The sequence below is a fragment of the Frateuria sp. GZRe12 genome (assembly GCF_051900535.1).
GTDB lineage: Bacteria > Pseudomonadota > Gammaproteobacteria > Xanthomonadales > Rhodanobacteraceae > Frateuria_A.
The window spans coordinates 951537-968472 of the sequence record NZ_JBHZGI010000001.1 but is presented as its reverse complement, the minus strand read 5'-3'; the positions used below and the strand labels follow the sequence as shown (position 1 = coordinate 968472).

The following is a 16936-nucleotide window of genomic DNA, read 5'->3' as shown; positions in this document are numbered from 1 at the left end:
GCCCATGAAAACCGCCGAAATCCGTTCGACCTTCCTCGAGTTCTTCCGCGCCAAGGACCACGCCATCGTGCCGTCCAGTTCGCTGGTGCCTGCCAGCGACCCGACGCTGCTGTTCACCAACTCGGGCATGGTGCAGTTCAAGAACGTGTTTCTTGGCAGCGAGAAACTGCCGTATGCGCGCGCGGCCGACGTGCAGCGCTGCCTGCGTGCCGGCGGCAAGCACAACGATCTTGACCAGGTCGGCTACACCGCGCGCCACCACACCTTCTTCGAGATGCTGGGCAACTGGTCCTTCGGCGACTATTTCAAGCGCGACGCCATCGCCTACGCCTGGGAGCTGCTCACGGTCGTGTTCAAGCTGCCGGCGGAGCGGCTGTGGGTGACGGTCTACCAGACCGATGACGAGGCGTACGACATCTGGAACCAGCAGATGGGCGTGCCGGCGGAGCGCATCGTGCGCATCGGCGACAACAAGGGTGCGCCGTTCGCCTCGGACAACTTCTGGCAGATGGCCGACACCGGCCCCTGCGGTCCCTGCACCGAGATCTTCTACGACCACGGCCCGGGCGTGGCTGGTGGTCCTCCGGGCTCGCCCGACGAGGATGGCGACCGCTACATCGAGATCTGGAACCTGGTGTTCATGCAATTCGACCGCGCGCCGGACGGTTCGCTCTCGCCGCTGCCGGCGCCTTGCGTGGACACCGGCATGGGCCTGGAGCGCCTGGCCGCGGTACTGCAGCACGTGCATTCCAATTACGAGATCGACCTGTTCGAGCACCTGATCCGCGTGGCGGGTGAACTCACCGCTACGACGGACCTGGCGAACAAGTCGCTGCGTGTCATCGCCGACCACATCCGCGCCTGCTCGTTCCTGATAGTCGACGGCGTGCTGCCTTCGAACGAAGGCCGCGGCTACGTGCTGCGCCGGATCATCCGTCGCGCGCTGCGCCATGGCTGGATGCTCGGCGTGCGCGGCGAATTTTTCTGGAAGATGGTGGCGCCGCTGGTCGAGGAGATGGGTGCCGCCTATCCCGAGCTGGCCGCCAAGCAGGCCTTCGTCGAAGACGCGCTGCGCACCGAAGAGCAGCGCTTCGGCGAGACGCTCGAGCACGGTATGCGCGTGTTCGACGAGGTCGCGAAGAAGTCGGGCAACACCATTCCGGGCGCCGATGCTTTCCGTCTCTACGACACCTACGGGTTTCCGGTCGACCTGACCGGCGACATCGCGCGTGAGCGTGGCCTTTCCGTCGACATGGCCGGCTTCGAGCAGGCGATGAACGAGCAGCGCGAGCGCGCCCGCGCGGCCGGCCGCTTCGAAGCCAAGGGCCAGATGCCGGCGGAACTGGCCAGCCGTCTCGCGCCGACGGTGTTCCTGGGCTACGACGCGCTCGTGGCCAGCGGCTGCAAGGTGGTGGGCATCGTGCGCGACGGCAGGCAGGTCGATGCGCTGGACGATGGCGAAAATGCCCTGGTGATTCTCGAACGCACACCGTTCTACGCCGAGTCCGGCGGCCAGGTGGGCGACACCGGCGTGCTGAGCCACGCCGATGGTCGCTTCGAGGTCAGCGACACGCTCAAGATGGGTGGCGTGTTCTTCGGCCACGCAGGTCGCTGGCACGGCGTGGCGCTGCGCACGGGCGACATGCTGGACGCCCACGTCGATACCGGCCGCCGACAGGCCACCGTGTTGAACCACTCGGCCACGCACCTGCTGCATGCGGCGCTGCGCCAGGTGCTTGGTGAACACGTCACGCAGAAGGGTTCGCTGGTCGCGCCCGAGCGCCTGCGCTTTGACTTCTCGCACTTCAAGCCGGTCAGCCGCGACGAGCTTGCCGCGGTGGAGGCGCTGGTCAACGCCGAAGTGCGCCGCAACGCGCCGGCAGAAGTCCATCAGATGGCCTACGACGAGGCGATTGCCTTCGGCGCCATGGCGCTGTTCGGCGAAAAATACGGCGACGAAGTCCGCGTGCTGAAGATGGGCGATTTCTCCACCGAGCTTTGCGGCGGTACGCACGTAAACCGCACCGGCGACATCGGCCTGTTCAAGATTGTCAGCGAAGCCGGCGTGGCCTCCGGCGTGCGGCGCATCGAGGCGGTGACCGGTGACGGCGCATTGGCCTACGTTGCCGACGAGGAGCGTCGCCTGGGCGAGCTGTCGCACCTGCTCTCGGGCAGTGGCGACGACGTCGTCGAGAAGCTGCGCCAGCTGTTCGACCGCCAGAAGAAGCTCGAGCGCGAGCTCGAATCGCTGCGCAGCAAGGCGGCCGGCAACGCCACTGCCGACCTCGCAGGTAAGGCGCTCGACGTGGCCGGCATCAAGGTAGTGGTGGCGCGCCTGGAGGGCTTCGATGCGAAGTCCCTGCGCGACAGCGTCGATCAGCTCAAGCAGCAGCTGGTCGATTGCGTGGTGCTGCTGGCTGGCGCGGCCGACGGGCGCGTGTCGCTGGTGGCTGGCGTGCATGGCGCAGCGCTCGGTCGCATCAAGGCAGGCGACGTCGTGTCGCACGTCGCCAGGCAGATCGAAGGCAAGGGCGGCGGCCGTGCGGACATGGCCCAGGGCGGTGGTTTGGATACCGCCCAGTTGCCGGCTCTGCTGGCCTCTTTGCCGGACTGGATCGGCCAACAGATGTAGGCCTTCAGGCCTTTGTGAATCGGGGATTTATCGCCCTCGAAATGCGTTGCGCACGGCGCTCGCGCTCGGCTAGTATCGGTTGACTGTCGGCGGCATGGACCCACGATGTCGCCGTGAGGCAAGGGCATTCATGGTGAATGCCTTGGCTGTGAGCCGGGGAAGGCGGTAGGGCCTTCGACGGACTTTCGTCGAACTGACTGGCGTGGAGCTCAGGGGTGAAGCTCCAACGGCAGCAGGCCTATGACCAAACAGCGTAATGGAGTAACAAAACATGTTGATTCTGACCCGCAGGGTCGGTGAAACCCTGATGATCGGTGACGAGGTGACCGTTACCGTTCTCGGCGTGAAGGGCAATCAGGTGCGGATCGGCATCAATGCGCCCAAGAACGTGGCGGTGCATCGCGAAGAGATCTACCAGCGGATCAAGGGCGAGCACGAGTCCGGTAGCGGCGCGTCCGGCGAAACCGGCGAACACTGATCACCAACGCTTTACCTCGGCGGCGACGGCCGGTATCCTTGCCGGCTCCGCGAAAGCGCGGAACAGACCCGGAGAGATGCCCGAGAGGCCGAAGGGGCTCCCCTGCTAAGGGAGTATAGGGTCAAAAGCCTTATCGAGGGTTCGAATCCCTCTCTCTCCGCCAGACATGCAAAACGCCCCGAATGGGGCGTTTTGCATGTCTGGAACCGGCTTTCGCAGGGGGGGCTCCAGCGCACCGACCTGCTCACGACGAACGGCATGTGGGCACAAACCCAGCCTACGGGTCGGGCGAGAGGGCCTGGAGCTGTTTTGTGGTCAGTTCGCCGCTGTAGCCGTGGCGTGAGCCATCGGCGCGGATGACCAGCACGCGCGGCGTCTCGCCGCCCCATTCGGGATCGAGCAGATAGCTCAGCCGCTCGGGCGTGGCGTCGGCGTAGGCGCGGGCGGGCCAGGCGGTCATGCCGGCGGCGGCGAGGCGCTTTTCGATGGCCGGTCCGTGCGCCATGTCGTCGGTGGCCACGGTAACCAGCTCGATCGCCTGCGGATGTGCCTGCTGCAATCGTGCCAGGGCCTGCAGGTTCGGTTCGCAATACGCGCAATCCAGCGCCCAAAGCGCGATCAGGCGTTCGCCGTGCGCGGGCGGTGAAACCAGGGCGGGAATGTCGGACGCGGTCAATGGTTTCAGCGAACTGGCCGTGGCCAGTGCCGGCATCAGCAGCAAGGCGGCGAGCCAGCGTGTCATGGCGTGCCCTCGGCCGGGAGCAGGCGGAAGCCGGCCGCCGTGTTCCAGGCGACGTAGGCGTGGCCGTCGTGCAGCAGCAATTGCGGCGAGCCGACCGCCGCGGTGGTGTCCGCCAGCGTGCGCGGCGCGTCGAAGTCCAGGCCGTCGTTGTCCGAGCGGCGCATCACCAGTGCCTCGCCCTGTGCGCCGACCTGGTTCCACACCACCCACACGGTACGGCCATGCACCGCTATATCCGCGTGACTGGCGCCGGCGCCGGCGAGCACCTGGGGGTGCGCAGCGCGGTGACCGGGTTGGAGCTGGCCGTACCAGATCGTCGGCTTGCCGCTGGCCTCGTACCAGACGGCATTGCGGGTACCGTCCGGGGCGATGGCCAGGCCGGGGCCGTGGTGCGGGCAGCCGGCGATGTGCCAGCCGCTGAAAGTGGCGCGTTCGGCCCGGGCCGGTCCGCCGTCCGTACGCAGCGCGGCATAGGCGTGATCGCGGATGTTGTCGCCGTAGATGGCGCGGAAGAACGCGACGATTTCACCTTGCGGGGTCTTCGAAAGCGCGATGCGGCAGCACTCGCAGCTGTGCGCGGCGAGCTTGCGTTCGGGTACGAAGCTTGCGCCGCGGTCGTCGGACCAGGCGTAGTAGACCGCGGCGCCCAGGTACGGCTTGCCCGCCGCCTCGGCCTCGGCCTGGTCACGCTTGTCGATCCAGGCGAGTACGACTCGTCCCTTGCCGTCGACCGCCAGCGCATCGAAGCGATGCGTGATCTCGGCGCGGTCGCGGTGCACGGTGATGGGGGTGGAGAAATGCGCGCCGCCATCCAGCGAGCGGGCAAAGCGCACGAAGCCGGTCCACGGTTTCGCGCGCGGTTGCGACCAGCTGACGTAGATCTCGCCATCAGGGCCGAACGCCAGCTTGGGCCGGTTTTCACCTTCGGCGTAGATCGGCTCTGGTGTCGCGTTGACCGGTACCGGCGCGCTGAAGGTCTTGCCCACGTCGTCCGAATGGCGCAGGCGCACGTGGCCCTCGGCCGCATCGACCACCCAAAGCCGGCCCTGCGTGTCGAATGCCGCGCTGGCGCCGAGCGGCGGCTCGGTGGACATGGCCATCCGCTCGTGCGCGACGACCGGTACGACGGCAAGGCAAAGCAGCAGGAACAACAAGCGGCGCATGGCAGTCCTTCCGGCTTACATATCCCAGCGCACGCCACCGACCCAGGTGCGGCCGGCATACGGGTGGTAGACCCAGTAGCGCGCGTTGGTGAGGTTGTCCACGCCCAGCGATGCGGTCCAGCGCGGGGCGACATGCCAGCGCAGTTTCGCATCGGCGACCGTGAAGGCACTGACGGCGCCGTAGCTATCGACGAAGTCGCTGTTGTCGAGCGTGCCGTACTGGCGCCCGGACCGGCGGATGCCGAGCGAGGCTTCCCAGCCGTCGGCGAAGCGGTAATCGGCGAACAGGCTCGCGCGCAGGCGCGGGATGCGCGGGAACCAGTTGCCGTCGGCCAGCGGATAGCGACGGTCGCGCAAGGTCTTGGCGTCGTTGAGGGCTACAGTTGCGGTCAGGTCAAGCCCGCTCGTCCACAGGTCGGTTAGCGCCAGCTCACCCTCGATGCCCCGCACGCGGGTGAGGTCAATGTTCTGCACGCTGGTGACGGTGGGCGTGACGGTGATGTCCGTCTGGGTGTAGAGCGCATCGGCAATGCGGTCCTGGAACAGCGAGAGGCGCCAATGGCCGTTGGCGAGTTGCCGCTTGAGCGTGAGGTCCAGCGAGTTGTCGCGCTCTGGCTTGAGGTTGGGGTCGTTGCCGACGATGGTGTTGGCGGAGATCGCGCCCTGGAAGAGTTCGGCCACGGTCGGATAGCGCACGGCCTTGCCCCAGGCCAGGCGCAGCTGCCAGTCAGACGCAAAATCCCATTCGAGCGCGGCCTTGGGCGAGAGGTCGCTGCGCTGGCGGTCGGCGTAACGCACGGCGTTGGCGGCATCCGCACGGCGTCCGCCGTAGGCGCGCCATTGCTCCCAGCGCGCGCCGAGCGTCAGTGCCCAGGCGTCGGCGAAGCTCCACACATCCTGCAGGTAGGCCGCGCGGGTCTGCGTGCGGCCGGCGAAAGCGGCGGTCAGTGGCCCGTCGGCAGCGCCACGCCAGTCGCTGGCGGTACGGATGCGCGAATCGAGCACGTAGCGGTCGCCGTGCAGGCCGGCGTAGAACATGTGCGTGCCGCCCAGCGGGCCGGAACTGCGCAGGTCGAACGTGTCCCAGCCCGAGCCTGCGTTGTCTGCCACGGTACCGGGGCCGTCGAGCGGACCGGCCGACGGCAACGAGGCGCTGCGTGCCAGGGCGCGCGCGAAGTCGTAGTGGCTGGCGACGGCGGTCCAGCGCCAGTCGTTGGACCAATGGCCATTGAATTCGGCACCGTAGAGCAGGTGCGTATCTTCGCTGGCGGTCGGCGCCAGGCCGCTCGGCGGCAACGTCCAGAGGCTGCCATAGGCGCTGACCGTGCCGGCAGTTACCGCTCGGCCATCCGCGTCATGAAGGAAGCTGCGCGTGCGGTCCTCGGCGTGGTTGTGCCACCAGCCCAGCGTGAACAACGCGGCCACTCGATCGGTGAGGTCCACGCCGAGCTTGAGCTTGGCCTGGGTCTGCACGGTGTGTTCGATGCTGTTGGCGCCGTAGACCAGGCGCGGGCTGCCGTTGGGGTTGCGGTCCAGCGTGGCGCCTTCCACGGCCACCGCTGTCGACGGATCGCCGCCGGGCCGGGCCGTGGCGTACTGCATCGGCTGGCCGTGATTGTCCAGGCGGTCAAGGGTGAGCAGCCAGCTCCAGCGGCCCTGCTTGTTGCCGAGCGAGGCGGCGGCATGACGGCCGTTGTAGTGACCGTCGGCGCCATAGGCGTCACGGAAATCCTGGCTCATCACCTGCACGCTCGCGCTGGCGGTCAGCTGCTCGGGCAGGCGCGTATGGATCAACACCGTGGTGCCGATCGAATTGCCCGGATAGAGCGCGGAATAGGGGCCGTACAGCACGTCGACGGCGCCGATCTCCTCGGGCGAGACCATGCCCCAGCGCGGCGCACCGTCCCAGCCGTTGGTCATCAGGTTGGAGAGCAGCAGGCCATTGGAATAGACCAGGCTGCGCGCGCTCTGCAGGGTGCCCGCGTTGCGGCCGCTGATGATGGCGTTCGGATCGCCGATGTAGCGCGCGCGCACCTGCAGGTTTGGGGCGAAGCGCAGCGCGTCCGCGCTGGTGGTGACGTTCTGCCGCGCCAGCTGCGCGCGATCGATGCGCACGCTGACCGCCGGCGTCTCGGTTACGTGGGTGTCGCTGGCGTGCACCATCACCGGGGCTAGCGTGGTCGCCTGCGGTGGCGCGTCGACGGCGTGCAGCAAACCGGGGAAAGCCAGGATGGCGAGCACGCGTAGACCGGGCGATCGGGGCTTCACAGTCAACTCTGGACGTGGGTCGAGGCTTCGCAGGATAGCGGCGCCAATGTGCACGGCCAGATGACGCGTTGTCGCAGAGAAGTGTGGAAAGCCCACTGTGGCGCCGGTCTCGCTCATGGGGCCGCTCGCTTGTGGGCGGCCCTCTTGCGATCAACGTCAGAAGGCATCGCCCGCAAGCGAGCTCCTGCCAGACGATGCCGGCAAGCGGGCTACAGGTAAGGTCAATCGCCCGCGTCAGGACGCTCGCGCACCGGATGCTTGCTCAACTTGCGCTGAAGCGTGCGCCGATGCATGCCCAGGCGCCGCGCGGTTTCGGAGATGTTGCCGTCGCATTCGGTGAGCACGCGCTGGATGTGCTCCCATTCCAGCCGGCGCAAGGCCAGCGGTGCCTCGGGCGCTTCCGGCGGCTCGTCGTCCACCGCCGACGGGCCCTCGCCCTCGAGCAGCGCGCGCACCACCGCGTCGGCATCGACCGGCTTGGCCAGGTAATCGTGCGCGCCGCGCTTGATCGCTTCGACGGCGGTTGCGATCGAGGCGTAGCCGGTCAGCAGCAGGATGCGCATCTCCGGCACCAGCGCGTGCAGTTCGGAGATCAGCTTCAGGCCGTTCTCCTCGCCCAGCTTGAGGTCCAATACGCAGTAACGTGGCTGGTGCCGACGGGCCAGTTGCCGCGCCTCGTCGGCGCGAGTGGCGCCGATCGCCTCGAAGCCGCGCGAGCCCAGCGCGCGCGAGAGCACGCGGACGAAGGTGGCGTCGTCGTCGACGATCAGCAGCTGGCGGGGAGCGTTGGCGTCGGTCATGGGCATGGTGGGGAGCGATGTCGGGAACGTCATTCTTGCCCGAGCGCGCCGCAGTTGCACGTTTCGCAGGATCAGCCCGCGCCGATCGCAGCCAACGGCAGGCGCAGGCGCACCTGGGCGCCTTGGGCGGTATTGCTTGCCATCAGTTCGCCATCGAGGCGTTCGGCGGTGGCTTCGGCCAATGCCAGCCCCAGCCCGAGGCCGCCCTGCTTGCCGCTGCGGCCAAGTTCGCCCAGTTCGGCCTGGGTGTCGAAGCCCGGGCCGTGGTCGCGCACGGTCAGTTCCAGCCAGCCGTGTTCGCAACGGATCTGCAGCTCGACCGCATCCGATCCTGATGACTCGGAGGCATCGGCCGCGTTGTTGAGCAGGTTGATCAGCGCGTGGCGCAGGCCCGGCGGCACGCGCAGCACCAATCCCGCGGTGGCGTCTGGCAAGTCCAGCGCCAGCTCGGCCTCCGGGCGGAGCAACTGGAAGCGCTCCAGGCAACCGTGCACGAAGGCCTGCAGCGGCATCCGCTCGGCCTCCTGCGACAGCTGCGCCTGGCCGAAGGCGACCATCTCGCGAAGGATCGTGCGGCAGCGATCCACCTGCTCCTGCAGCAGCGCGAGGTCCTCTTCCAGCAGGGCGTCCTGCGCATGCTCGCGGCGTAGTTCGGGCAGCAGCGTGCGCATGGTCGCCAGCGGCGTGTTGAGCTCGTGCGCGGCGCCGGCGGCCTGGGTGGCGATGGCGAGGATGCCTTCGTCGCGCAGTGCGCGCTCGCGCACGCGCTGTACTTCGAGCTGCTGCATGCGCAGCGCGCGCGCCAGCCGGTTGATGAAGAAACCCAGCAGCAGCGCCGTGATCACGAAGTTCACGCCCATGCCGAGGACGTGCAGCGGGAAGCCACCGCCGTGCATGGGCAGCGGCAGTGGCTCGTTGCGGTAGAGCAGCAGCAGGTACGCCACGCCGGCCAGCGCGGCCACTGCCAGCACGGCGGGCACCGACAGCGCGGCAGCGGTCAGCGCGATCGGCACCAGCAACAGGGTCACGAACGGATTGCTGGCACCGCCGGTGAAATAGAGCAGGTAGCCCAATACCAACGTATCGATCGCGACGTGCAGGATGGTTTCCCACTCGCGCACCGGCCAAGGCTGGCCAAGGCGCCAGGCGGCGAACACGGCAAAGACCGCCAGTGCGCCGATGCCGGTCAGCAGCGGCAGCAGCGGAATGGGCAGGTGCATCCACAGCGCGCAGACCAGCACCGCTACGCTTTGACCGGCGATCGCGCACAGGCGCAACCACGCGAGCATGCGCGTGAGCGCGAAGGGTCCGATGCGGCGGTTGGCGTGCCGGTGTGGCATGGCGAAAAAAAAGGGCGCCGCGGTGGTCCGCGGCGCCGTCTCAAATCAGCCCGGGAGTTCCCAGCCTTCCTCGCTGCGAACCGGCGGCAGCGGATCGGCCGCGGCGGCATGTTCGGCGTGGCTGTTGGAGAGCTTCTTCATCAGCGGCAGCACGGCCACGGCGATCGCCGTGCAGCCCAGGCCGACCCAACCCAGCTTGGTGAACAGGCTGGTGTAGATGTCCAGCGACTGCAGCGGGTCGTTGAGCCCTTCGGGGATGTGCGCGAAGTTGGCCACCACGCTACCCAGGTACTGCGAAATGCCAGAAGCGACGTAGTAGGCGCCCATCATGAAGCCGCCCATGCGCGCCGGCACGTAGCGGGCGATCATCGCCAGGCCCAGGCCGGACACCAGCAGTTCGCCCAGCGAGTAGAGGCCATAGCCCCAGACCATGGTCCACGAGGACACCTGGCCGGCAACGGCCCAGTGTGCGCCGATGCCGTACACGAAGAAGCCCGCCGCCACCGCAGCGAAACCCAGTGCGAACTTGGCGGCGACGGACGGATCCTTGCCGACGCGGCCCAGCGAGTTGTAGACGAATACCAGCACAGGGCTGAGCAGCACGATCCAGATCGCGTTGAGGTTCTGGTACTGCTCCGGTATCCAGGTGAACAGGTGCATGCCGAACACGCTGAAGTCCAGGTTCACGTTCTTCTGCGCGAACAGGTTCAGCGAGGTGGACATCTGCTGGTAGAAGATGAAGAAGAAGATCGTCTGGACGGTGAGCACCAGCGCGGCGACCAGCCCGGCCCGCTCGCTGCGCTCGCTGGAGCGGATCAGGTGGATGAAGATGCCGAGGATCACCACGCCCGCGGCATACACGCAGATGCGCGCCACCGTCTGGCTCTGCAAAATGAAGGCCGAGACGAACACCATGCCGACCGCAGCGAGCATCACCATGCCGAAGCGGGCGAGGTTGAACGGCTTCTGGTCCGGCGCCGAGCCGATGTGGCGCAGCGTGCGGCTCATCAGCATGTAGTTGACCAGTCCCAGCAGAAGACCGATCGCGCAGATGCCGAAGGCGGTGTGCCAGCCCCACGCGTCGCCGTAGCGCTCGCCCACGTAGTCACGCACCCACGGGGTCAGCGTCATGGAAATCATCGAGCCGACGTTCACCGCCATGTAGTAGATGGTGAAGGCGCTGTCGATCTTGGTGTCGTCGCCCTCGTAGATCTTGCGTACCAGGTTGCCGGCGTTGGGCTTGAAGAAGCCGTTGCCGACGATGATCACGCCAAGCGCGACGTACAGCAGGTAGGGGTTGTCCGTGGGGATCCACAGCATCGCGTAGCCCAGGCCCAGCACCACCGCGCCGGTGAGCATGGTGCGGCGCGTGCCGATCAGCTTGTCGCCGACCCAGCCGCCGATGGCGGGCGTGGCGTAGATCAGCGCGGCGGCCGCGCCCCACACCAGATTGGCGTGGGTGTCGATGAAGCCGAGCTTCTTCATCATGTAGGTGACCATCAGCACCTGCATGCCGTAGAAGCCGAAGCGCTCCCACATTTCTATCAGGAAGACGGTACTGAAGGAGCGGGTTTTCGATACGGGCGGATTCTGGATTGCCATGAAATTTCCGAGCGGTTGAACACTTCACTGCCGCGGCGCGGCCTGCTCTGCAACCCTGAACCGGGCTACAACCATTCGAGGGTAACCGATCCGGCATACGGGTAACGTTGCACTGCGGCATGCCGTCCCGCGACCGGCGCTGTGGCATCATGGCGCGCTTGCCGCCGACCGAATCGCGAGTAGCCGCCCATGTCGACAGCCCACTCTCCGCTGCTGCCCGCCGACGCCGCCTCCGCGCGGACGGGCGCCTGAGCGCATGGCCGCCGAAGGCTTCCGCGGACCGCGTCAATTGTGGAACGCGCTGCGCTGGTCGATGAAGGGACTGCGCGCGGGCTGGCGCCACGAAGCGTCGTTCCGCTTCGAGGTATGCCTTGCCATCGTGGTGATTCCACTGGGCCTTTATCTGGGCCAGGGTGCGCTGGAAAAACTGGCGCTGGTGCTGCCGATGTTCCTGGTGCTGTCGGCCGAGCTGCTCAACTCGGCCATCGAGGCGGTGGTCGACAAGGTCAGCCCCGAATTCCATGAACTGGCCGGGCGCGCCAAGGACATGGGTTCGGCCGCGGTGTTCGTGCTGCTCGTCTTCATGGGTTTGAGCTGGGCGCTCATCGTCGGGCCCCGGTTGCCCGCGATCCTGACCATGTAGCTCCGCGGGGCGGCCTTGGGCCCACCGGCTTTTGCCGCGAACGTCATGGTGGGCCCAAGCCCACCCTACCGGGCTCGTTGACGCTGGCCGGAGCCTGACCCTACGCTGGCGTTCCCATCCATCCGGAGCGCCGCCATGAAGACCCTTCGCGTGATCGTGCTGTCGCTGCTGGCCGTGCTGCTGAGCGGCTGCGGCTACAACGCCATCCAGCGCCAGGACGAGGCGGTGAAGGCCGCCTGGTCGGAGGTGCTCAACCAGTACCAGCGCCGCGCCGACCTGGTGCCGAACCTGGTCAATACGGTCAAGGGTTATGCCCAGCACGAGGAGCGCGTGCTGACCGAGGTCACCAACGCGCGTGCCCGCGTAGGCAGCGTGCAGGTCACCCCGGACACCATCAATGATGCCCAGAAGCTCAAGCAGTTCCAGCAGGCGCAGGGTGAGTTGTCCAGTGCGCTGTCGCGGCTGATGGTGGTCAGCGAGCGCTATCCGGACCTGAAGGCCAACGGGTTGTTCCAGAATCTCCAGGCGCAACTGGAAGGCACCGAGAACCGCATCACCGTGGCGCGCAACCGCTACGTCCAGTCGGTGCAGCAGTACAACTCGATGATCCGCACCTTCCCGAACAACCTCACCGCGAAGATGTTCGGCTACCAGGTCAAGCCGAACTTCACGGTGGAGAACGAAAAGGCGATCTCCACCGCGCCGACCGTCGACTTCGGCACGCAGGCACCGGCGCCGACCGGCTCGGCCGCGCACTGACATGGCCCATCGCCTGCCACGGCTGGCGTGGTTGCTCTGCCTGCTGCTTCTGGCGGCAGGCTGCGCGGCACAGGCCGCCGAGGTGCCCACGCTCAAGCGCCACGTCACCGACCTGACCGGCACGATGAGCGCGCAGCAGGTCGATGAACTCGACGGCCAGCTGGTGGCGCTGGAGAAGGACAAGGGCGCGCAGCTGGTCGTGCTAATGATCGGCAGCACCGGCGAACAGGACATCGAGAGCTATTCGCTCGCGGTGGCCGAGCAGAACAAGATTGGCCGCAAGGGCACCGACGACGGCGTGTCGCTGCTGGTGGCCAAGGACGACCGGCGGGTGCGCATCGAGGTTGGCTACGGGCTGGAAGGCGCGATTCCCGACGCCGCCACCGCGCGCATCATCCGCGAGTACATCGCGCCGAAGTTCCGCGAGGGCGACTACTACGGCGGCATCCATGACGCCGTGGGGGCGCTCACCCAACTGATCGACGGCGAGCCGTTGCCGCCACCGGTGCAGGGCGCGCCGCGCGAGCACCGCGGCATCGGTTTCCATCAGACGCTGCTCATCGGCATCTTCATTGCCTTCTTCCTGCGCAACCTGTTCGGCCGCGCCAATCTGTTCGTGCGCACGCCGCTTGGCGCCGGCATTACCGGCGTCATCCTGTGGCTGGTCGCCGCCAGCCTGGGGGCGGCCGCGCTGGGCGCGATCATCGGTGGCGTGTTCATGCTGCTGCCCGGCGGCGGCGGGCGCTCGATCGGGCGTGGCGGCTGGGGCGGTTGGGGCGGCTTCGGCGGCGGTGGTTTCGGCGGAGGCGGTTTTGGTGGCGGCGGTTTCGGCGGAGGCGGTGGCGGCTTCAGTGGTGGAGGCGGCAGTTTTGGTGGCGGCGGTTCGTCGGGGAGCTGGTAGATGACGCTCATGCAGCGAATGTTCGCCAACCTGTTCGGCGGCTGGTTCCAGTTGCGCCAGCGCTTTCCCGCGATGCTGCTGGGCGAGCTGGCCGACGCGGTGACAGTCGGCGAGCGCGGGCACCTGGGCGAAGTGCGTTTCGCGGTCGAATCGCGCCTGACCGTGCGCGCCGTATTGGCCGGCGTGGACGCGCGTTCGCGCGCACGGGACGTGTTCGCCCAACTGCGCGTGTGGGACACCGAGGACAACTGCGGCGTGCTCGTCTACCTGCTGCTGTCGGAGCAGCGGATCGAGATCGTGGCCGACCGTGGCATTGCGCGCCGCGTGGCGCAGGCGCAATGGGACGGCGTGTGCTCGCTCATGCGCGATCACTTCGCGGCCGCGCGCTGGCGCGAGGGCAGCCTGGCAGGCCTGGGCGCCATCAATGCATTGCTGAGCGAACATTTCCCGGCGGGCGATCGCGACAACCCTGACGAGCTGCCGGACCGGCCCGTGCTGCTGTGACGAAAACGGCCGCCCGAAGGCGGCCGTCCGGTTTTTTCAGGAGCGCTAGCGCGCGACCCGCGTCAGGCACCCTTGCCGATGTGCTTCTCCAGGAAAGCCTGCAGCGCGTTGTAGAAGTCCACGCGGTTCTTCTCGTCGTAGAAGCCATGGCCTTCGCCCGGCTTGCTCATCCACTCGTACGGCTTGTGCGCGGCTTCCAGCGCGGCGCGCATGGCCTTGGCCTGGGCAAACGGGGCACGCTTGTCGTCCTCGCCGTGGATGAGCAGCACCGGGACGGAAATCCTGTCGGCAAGCTTGTCCGGCGAGTTGGCATCGAGCTCGGCGTCGTTGCGGCCGATCACGCTGGTGAGGTAGCTGCGACCGCTCTTGCTCGACTGGATGTCGCCCTTGTTGTACATCATCTTCAGGTCGTAGATGCCCGCGTAGCCGACGGCGCACTTGAACATGCCCGGTGCGCGGATCACGGTCATCATCGCGGAGTAGCCGCCGAAACTGCCGCCGTACACGCACACGCGCGCCGGGTCGGCATAGTGTTCGGCGATCGCCCATTTGACGCCGTCGGTGAGGTCCTGCTGGATGCGCGTGCCCCACTTGAGGTAGCCCGCTTCCTGGAAGTCCTCGCCGCGCCCGCCCGAACCGCGGTAGTTGACCTGCAGCACCAGGTAACCGCGGCTGGCAAGGAACTGCGCGTCGTCGTCGTAGAACCAGTCGTCGCGGACACCGATCGGGCCGCCGTGCGGCAGCAGCACCATCGGGAGGTTGGTTTCGGAGCGACCCGGCGGCAGCGTGAGGATGGCTTCCAGCTCCGTACCGTCGCTGGCCTTGAAGCGCAGCGGGCGGCGTTCGGCCATCTTCGTCGGATCGATCCACGGCGCCGCATCGAACAGCTTGCGCACCTTGTAGGTGTGCGTGTCGATCAGGAAATACGAACCCGGGGTACGGTCGCTGGCTACGCTGAAGAGCAGTTGCCCGCCGTCCTCGCTGTAGTCGACGAAGTGCACGTACTGGCCGGGGAACTTCATGACCAGTGCGCGGTGCAGCTTGGCGGCCGGCAGGTTGGGATCGATGTAGCTCAGCTGCGGCAGGCCGGTATCGGGGATGGTGGCGAATGGCTGGTGGGGCAGCGGCGTCCACTCGACGCCGCCGATGTCGCCGAAGCCCGCGGCGGCCAGCACCTTGCGATTGCCGCCGTTCTCGTCCTGCTCGACCAGCGAGGCCGGGCCACCGCCGGCGTCGTACATGGCGTAGATGCGCTGGTGGTCGGGCGTGTAGTCGATCGGCGCGAAGGTGCCGCCGATCTGCTGCGCGCTCAGCGATTGCCAGCGGCCATCCTGATGGTGGTAGACGACGTAATCGAAGTTCTCGTTGCGGCCGTAGGCGTAGTGCGCCTGGCCATCGGCGCCGACCATGAAGGCCATGTCGCCCTCGCCGATGTCACCGATCAGGTGGCGGGTGTTGGCGCTCGCGTCGACGTCGTAGAGATAGCTGTGGTCGGGGCTGTCCCACGGCATGGCGGCCATGTAGAAGTGCCCGTTGGCGTGCTCGGGCATGCCGTCGACGGTGCCCCAGCCGCGGTCGGTGCCGCGCGTGGCGGCGCGCGAGCTGTACTTGACCTCGTAGCCGTACAGGTAGTCCTGGTTCTTGCCATCGACGTCGGTGGCGATGATCTCGCCCGTCATGGACGGTTTGTCGATCGAGCCGTATTCCTTGCCTTTTTCGACCACCAGCCGCGTGGGGCTGACCCAGGTGATGCCGGCGGGCAGCTCGTATTTGGGCATGCGCAACATGCTGGCGGGCCGGGACATATCCTCGACGCGATAGACGATCAGTGCGTGCGAGCTGCCATCGTCCCAGCGCACGGCCAGGTATTTGCCGTCTGGCGACAACCGCGGCATCGAAAGCGACGGGTGGCGTGCGAAGTCCTCCACCGGCAGCAGATCGGCTGCGGCAACGATCGCCGACGCCCCCAATAGGGCCGCGCACAATGCGGCCCGCGTGAATCGGTTCATCATCCCTTCCCCCGTAAGCTCCCTGTGGCAGGCGCGGCCGCCGGGAGCGCGGCGGCAGGCCGGGCGGCGTCCCCCGCCGCATGATTCGCCGCGATTCTAATGAGAGTGGATCGCGGGCCGGAAGGGCCTGCGCGTGTCGGTCGGGCCCGGCTACACTTGGTCTTTATCCGCCAGCCCTCCACCATGACCCAGCCCTTCACCGTCCACTTCGATCCGGTCGCCTTCCACATCGGGCCCGTGCAGGTGCACTGGTACGGGTTGATGTACCTGTTGGGCTTCCTCTCCGCGGGCGTGCTGGGCGAACGGCGGCGCAAGCAGGGGCGGCTGCCGGTGAGCCGCGATGCGCTGAGCGACCTGGCGTTCTACGCGATGCTCGGCATCATCGTCGGCGGGCGCGTGTGGTACATGCTGTTCTATTACGCCGGCGGGCCGCACTGGATCTGGACCGATCCCTTGGCGCTGTTCAAGGTGTGGGATGGCGGCATGAGCTTCCACGGCGGCCTGATCGGCGTGCTGGTGGCCGCCTGGTGGTGGTCGCGGCGGCATCGGCTGCACTTCTTCGACACCATGGATTTCGTCTCGCCGCTGGTGCCGCTGGGCCTGGGCCTGGGGCGGCTGGGCAACTTCATCAACGGTGAGTTGTGGGGCAAACCCAGCGACGTGGCATGGGCGATGATTTTCCCGAACGCGAAGCTGGAGGACGTGCAACTGGCGCACGGCCAGCCGGCGCTGGCGCAGCAATTGGCGCAGTTTGGCGGTATCCCGCGACATCCCTCGCAGCTTTATGAAATGGCGCTGGAAGGCGTGGTGATGTTCGCGGTGCTGTGGCTGGTGTCGATGAAGCCGCGCCCGCGCTACCTGATCTCCGGCCTGTTCGCGCTGATGTACGGCTGCTTCCGCTTCGCGGTGGAGTTCGTGCGCGTACCCGATCCGCAGCTGGGTTACCTGGCCTGGGGTTGGCTCACGATGGGACAGGTGCAGTCGCTGCCGCTGATCGTGATCGGTCTGGTGTTGGTGGCGATGTCGCGCCGGGCGCCGACACTGGCGCCCGCCGCGCACTGAATGTTTCTGCATGGTGGGTTTTCAGCCCGCCAG

The 16936-nt window shown here is 67.3% G+C and carries 14 protein-coding genes and 1 tRNA gene; 8 read left to right on the top strand and 7 right to left on the bottom strand.

From position 1 onward, the window contains the following. The first annotated feature begins 4 nt into the window (after positions 1-4). From alaS to ACFWZ4_RS04360, 3 genes are all read left to right on the top strand, one after another. Positions 5-2632, top strand: a complete 2628-nt coding sequence (alaS, locus tag ACFWZ4_RS04370; RefSeq protein ID WP_439703492.1) for an alanine--tRNA ligase — start codon at positions 5-7, stop codon at positions 2630-2632. Between the two features lie 271 nt (positions 2633-2903). Further along, a complete protein-coding gene (csrA, locus tag ACFWZ4_RS04365; RefSeq protein WP_439703491.1) occupies positions 2904-3110 on the top strand; it encodes a carbon storage regulator CsrA in 207 nt (68 codons plus the stop codon). Positions 3111-3180: 70 nt separating this feature from the next. Then, positions 3181-3273 (top strand) — tRNA-Ser (locus ACFWZ4_RS04360). A gap of 114 nt (positions 3274-3387) precedes the next feature. On the opposite strand, the gene ACFWZ4_RS04355 is transcribed toward ACFWZ4_RS04360, so the two are convergent. From ACFWZ4_RS04355 to ACFWZ4_RS04330, 6 genes are all read right to left on the bottom strand, one after another. Continuing rightward, the gene (locus ACFWZ4_RS04355; protein WP_439703490.1) at positions 3388-3852 is read right to left on the bottom strand and encodes a hypothetical protein; all 465 of its coding nucleotides are present in this window, start codon (positions 3850-3852) and stop codon (positions 3388-3390) included. Further along, complete coding sequence (locus ACFWZ4_RS04350) at positions 3849-5015, bottom strand: sialidase family protein (protein ID WP_439703489.1); 1167 nt, start codon at positions 5013-5015, stop codon at positions 3849-3851. The genes ACFWZ4_RS04355 and ACFWZ4_RS04350 overlap by 4 nt, the downstream gene beginning before the upstream one ends. A 15-nt stretch (positions 5016-5030) precedes the next feature. Beyond that, complete coding sequence (locus tag ACFWZ4_RS04345; protein WP_439703488.1) at positions 5031-7256, bottom strand: TonB-dependent receptor; 2226 nt, start codon at positions 7254-7256, stop codon at positions 5031-5033. Positions 7257-7504: 248 nt separating this feature from the next. Beyond that, on the bottom strand, positions 7505-8083 hold the full coding sequence (locus tag ACFWZ4_RS04340) for a response regulator transcription factor (RefSeq protein WP_439703775.1): 579 nt from the start codon (positions 8081-8083) through the stop codon (positions 7505-7507). Between the two features lie 71 nt (positions 8084-8154). Continuing rightward, positions 8155-9423, bottom strand: a complete 1269-nt coding sequence (locus ACFWZ4_RS04335) for an ATP-binding protein (RefSeq protein ID WP_439703487.1) — start codon at positions 9421-9423, stop codon at positions 8155-8157. A 45-nt stretch (positions 9424-9468) separates the two neighbouring features. Next, entirely contained in the window at positions 9469-11025 is a 1557-nt protein-coding gene (locus ACFWZ4_RS04330; protein ID WP_439703486.1) for a peptide MFS transporter, read from the bottom strand. A 256-nt stretch (positions 11026-11281) separates the two neighbouring features. Between ACFWZ4_RS04330 and ACFWZ4_RS04325 the strand changes: the two genes are divergently transcribed. From ACFWZ4_RS04325 to ACFWZ4_RS04310, 4 genes are all read left to right on the top strand, one after another. Further along, the gene (locus tag ACFWZ4_RS04325) at positions 11282-11668 is read left to right on the top strand and encodes a diacylglycerol kinase (protein ID WP_439703485.1); all 387 of its coding nucleotides are present in this window, start codon (positions 11282-11284) and stop codon (positions 11666-11668) included. 135 nt (positions 11669-11803) lie between these two features. Beyond that, on the top strand, positions 11804-12427 hold the full coding sequence (locus ACFWZ4_RS04320) for a LemA family protein (RefSeq protein WP_439703484.1): 624 nt from the start codon (positions 11804-11806) through the stop codon (positions 12425-12427). 1 nt (position 12428) lies between these two features. Beyond that, positions 12429-13328 carry a TPM domain-containing protein gene (locus ACFWZ4_RS04315; RefSeq protein WP_439703483.1) on the top strand — a complete coding sequence of 300 codons (900 nt, stop codon included), beginning with the start codon at positions 12429-12431 and terminating at the stop codon, positions 13326-13328. Positions 13329-13337: 9 nt separating this feature from the next. After that, on the top strand, positions 13338-13832 hold the full coding sequence (locus ACFWZ4_RS04310; protein WP_439703482.1) for a TPM domain-containing protein: 495 nt from the start codon (positions 13338-13340) through the stop codon (positions 13830-13832). A 62-nt stretch (positions 13833-13894) separates the two neighbouring features. On the opposite strand, the gene ACFWZ4_RS04305 is transcribed toward ACFWZ4_RS04310, so the two are convergent. Then, positions 13895-15841, bottom strand: coding sequence for an alpha/beta hydrolase family protein (locus tag ACFWZ4_RS04305; protein WP_439703481.1), 1947 nt, complete (start codon positions 15839-15841; stop codon positions 13895-13897). 183 nt (positions 15842-16024) lie between these two features. Here ACFWZ4_RS04305 and lgt point away from each other — a divergent pair, with 183 nt between their 5' ends. Continuing rightward, entirely contained in the window at positions 16025-16903 is an 879-nt protein-coding gene (lgt, locus tag ACFWZ4_RS04300; protein ID WP_439703480.1) for a prolipoprotein diacylglyceryl transferase, read from the top strand. The last annotated feature ends 33 nt before the right edge of the window (positions 16904-16936 follow it).

Excerpts from the sequence above, each read along its gene's own strand:
- alaS (WP_439703492.1), top strand. The coding sequence starts at position 5 with ATGAAAACCGCCGAAATCCGTTCGACCTTCCTCGAGTTCTTCCGCGCC.
- csrA (WP_439703491.1), top strand. The coding sequence starts at position 2,904 with ATGTTGATTCTGACCCGCAGGGTCGGTGAAACCCTGATGATCGGTGAC.
- ACFWZ4_RS04355 (WP_439703490.1), bottom strand. The coding sequence starts at position 3,852 with ATGACACGCTGGCTCGCCGCCTTGCTGCTGATGCCGGCACTGGCCACG.
- ACFWZ4_RS04350 (WP_439703489.1), bottom strand. The coding sequence starts at position 5,015 with ATGCGCCGCTTGTTGTTCCTGCTGCTTTGCCTTGCCGTCGTACCGGTC.
- ACFWZ4_RS04340 (WP_439703775.1), bottom strand. The coding sequence starts at position 8,083 with ATGACCGACGCCAACGCTCCCCGCCAGCTGCTGATCGTCGACGACGAC.
- ACFWZ4_RS04335 (WP_439703487.1), bottom strand. The coding sequence starts at position 9,423 with ATGCCACACCGGCACGCCAACCGCCGCATCGGACCCTTCGCGCTCACG.
- ACFWZ4_RS04330 (WP_439703486.1), bottom strand. The coding sequence starts at position 11,025 with ATGGCAATCCAGAATCCGCCCGTATCGAAAACCCGCTCCTTCAGTACC.
- ACFWZ4_RS04325 (WP_439703485.1), top strand. The coding sequence starts at position 11,282 with ATGGCCGCCGAAGGCTTCCGCGGACCGCGTCAATTGTGGAACGCGCTG.
- ACFWZ4_RS04320 (WP_439703484.1), top strand. The coding sequence starts at position 11,804 with ATGAAGACCCTTCGCGTGATCGTGCTGTCGCTGCTGGCCGTGCTGCTG.
- ACFWZ4_RS04315 (WP_439703483.1), top strand. The coding sequence starts at position 12,429 with ATGGCCCATCGCCTGCCACGGCTGGCGTGGTTGCTCTGCCTGCTGCTT.
- ACFWZ4_RS04310 (WP_439703482.1), top strand. The coding sequence starts at position 13,338 with ATGCAGCGAATGTTCGCCAACCTGTTCGGCGGCTGGTTCCAGTTGCGC.
- ACFWZ4_RS04305 (WP_439703481.1), bottom strand. The coding sequence starts at position 15,841 with ATGAACCGATTCACGCGGGCCGCATTGTGCGCGGCCCTATTGGGGGCG.
- lgt (WP_439703480.1), top strand. The coding sequence starts at position 16,025 with ATGACCCAGCCCTTCACCGTCCACTTCGATCCGGTCGCCTTCCACATC.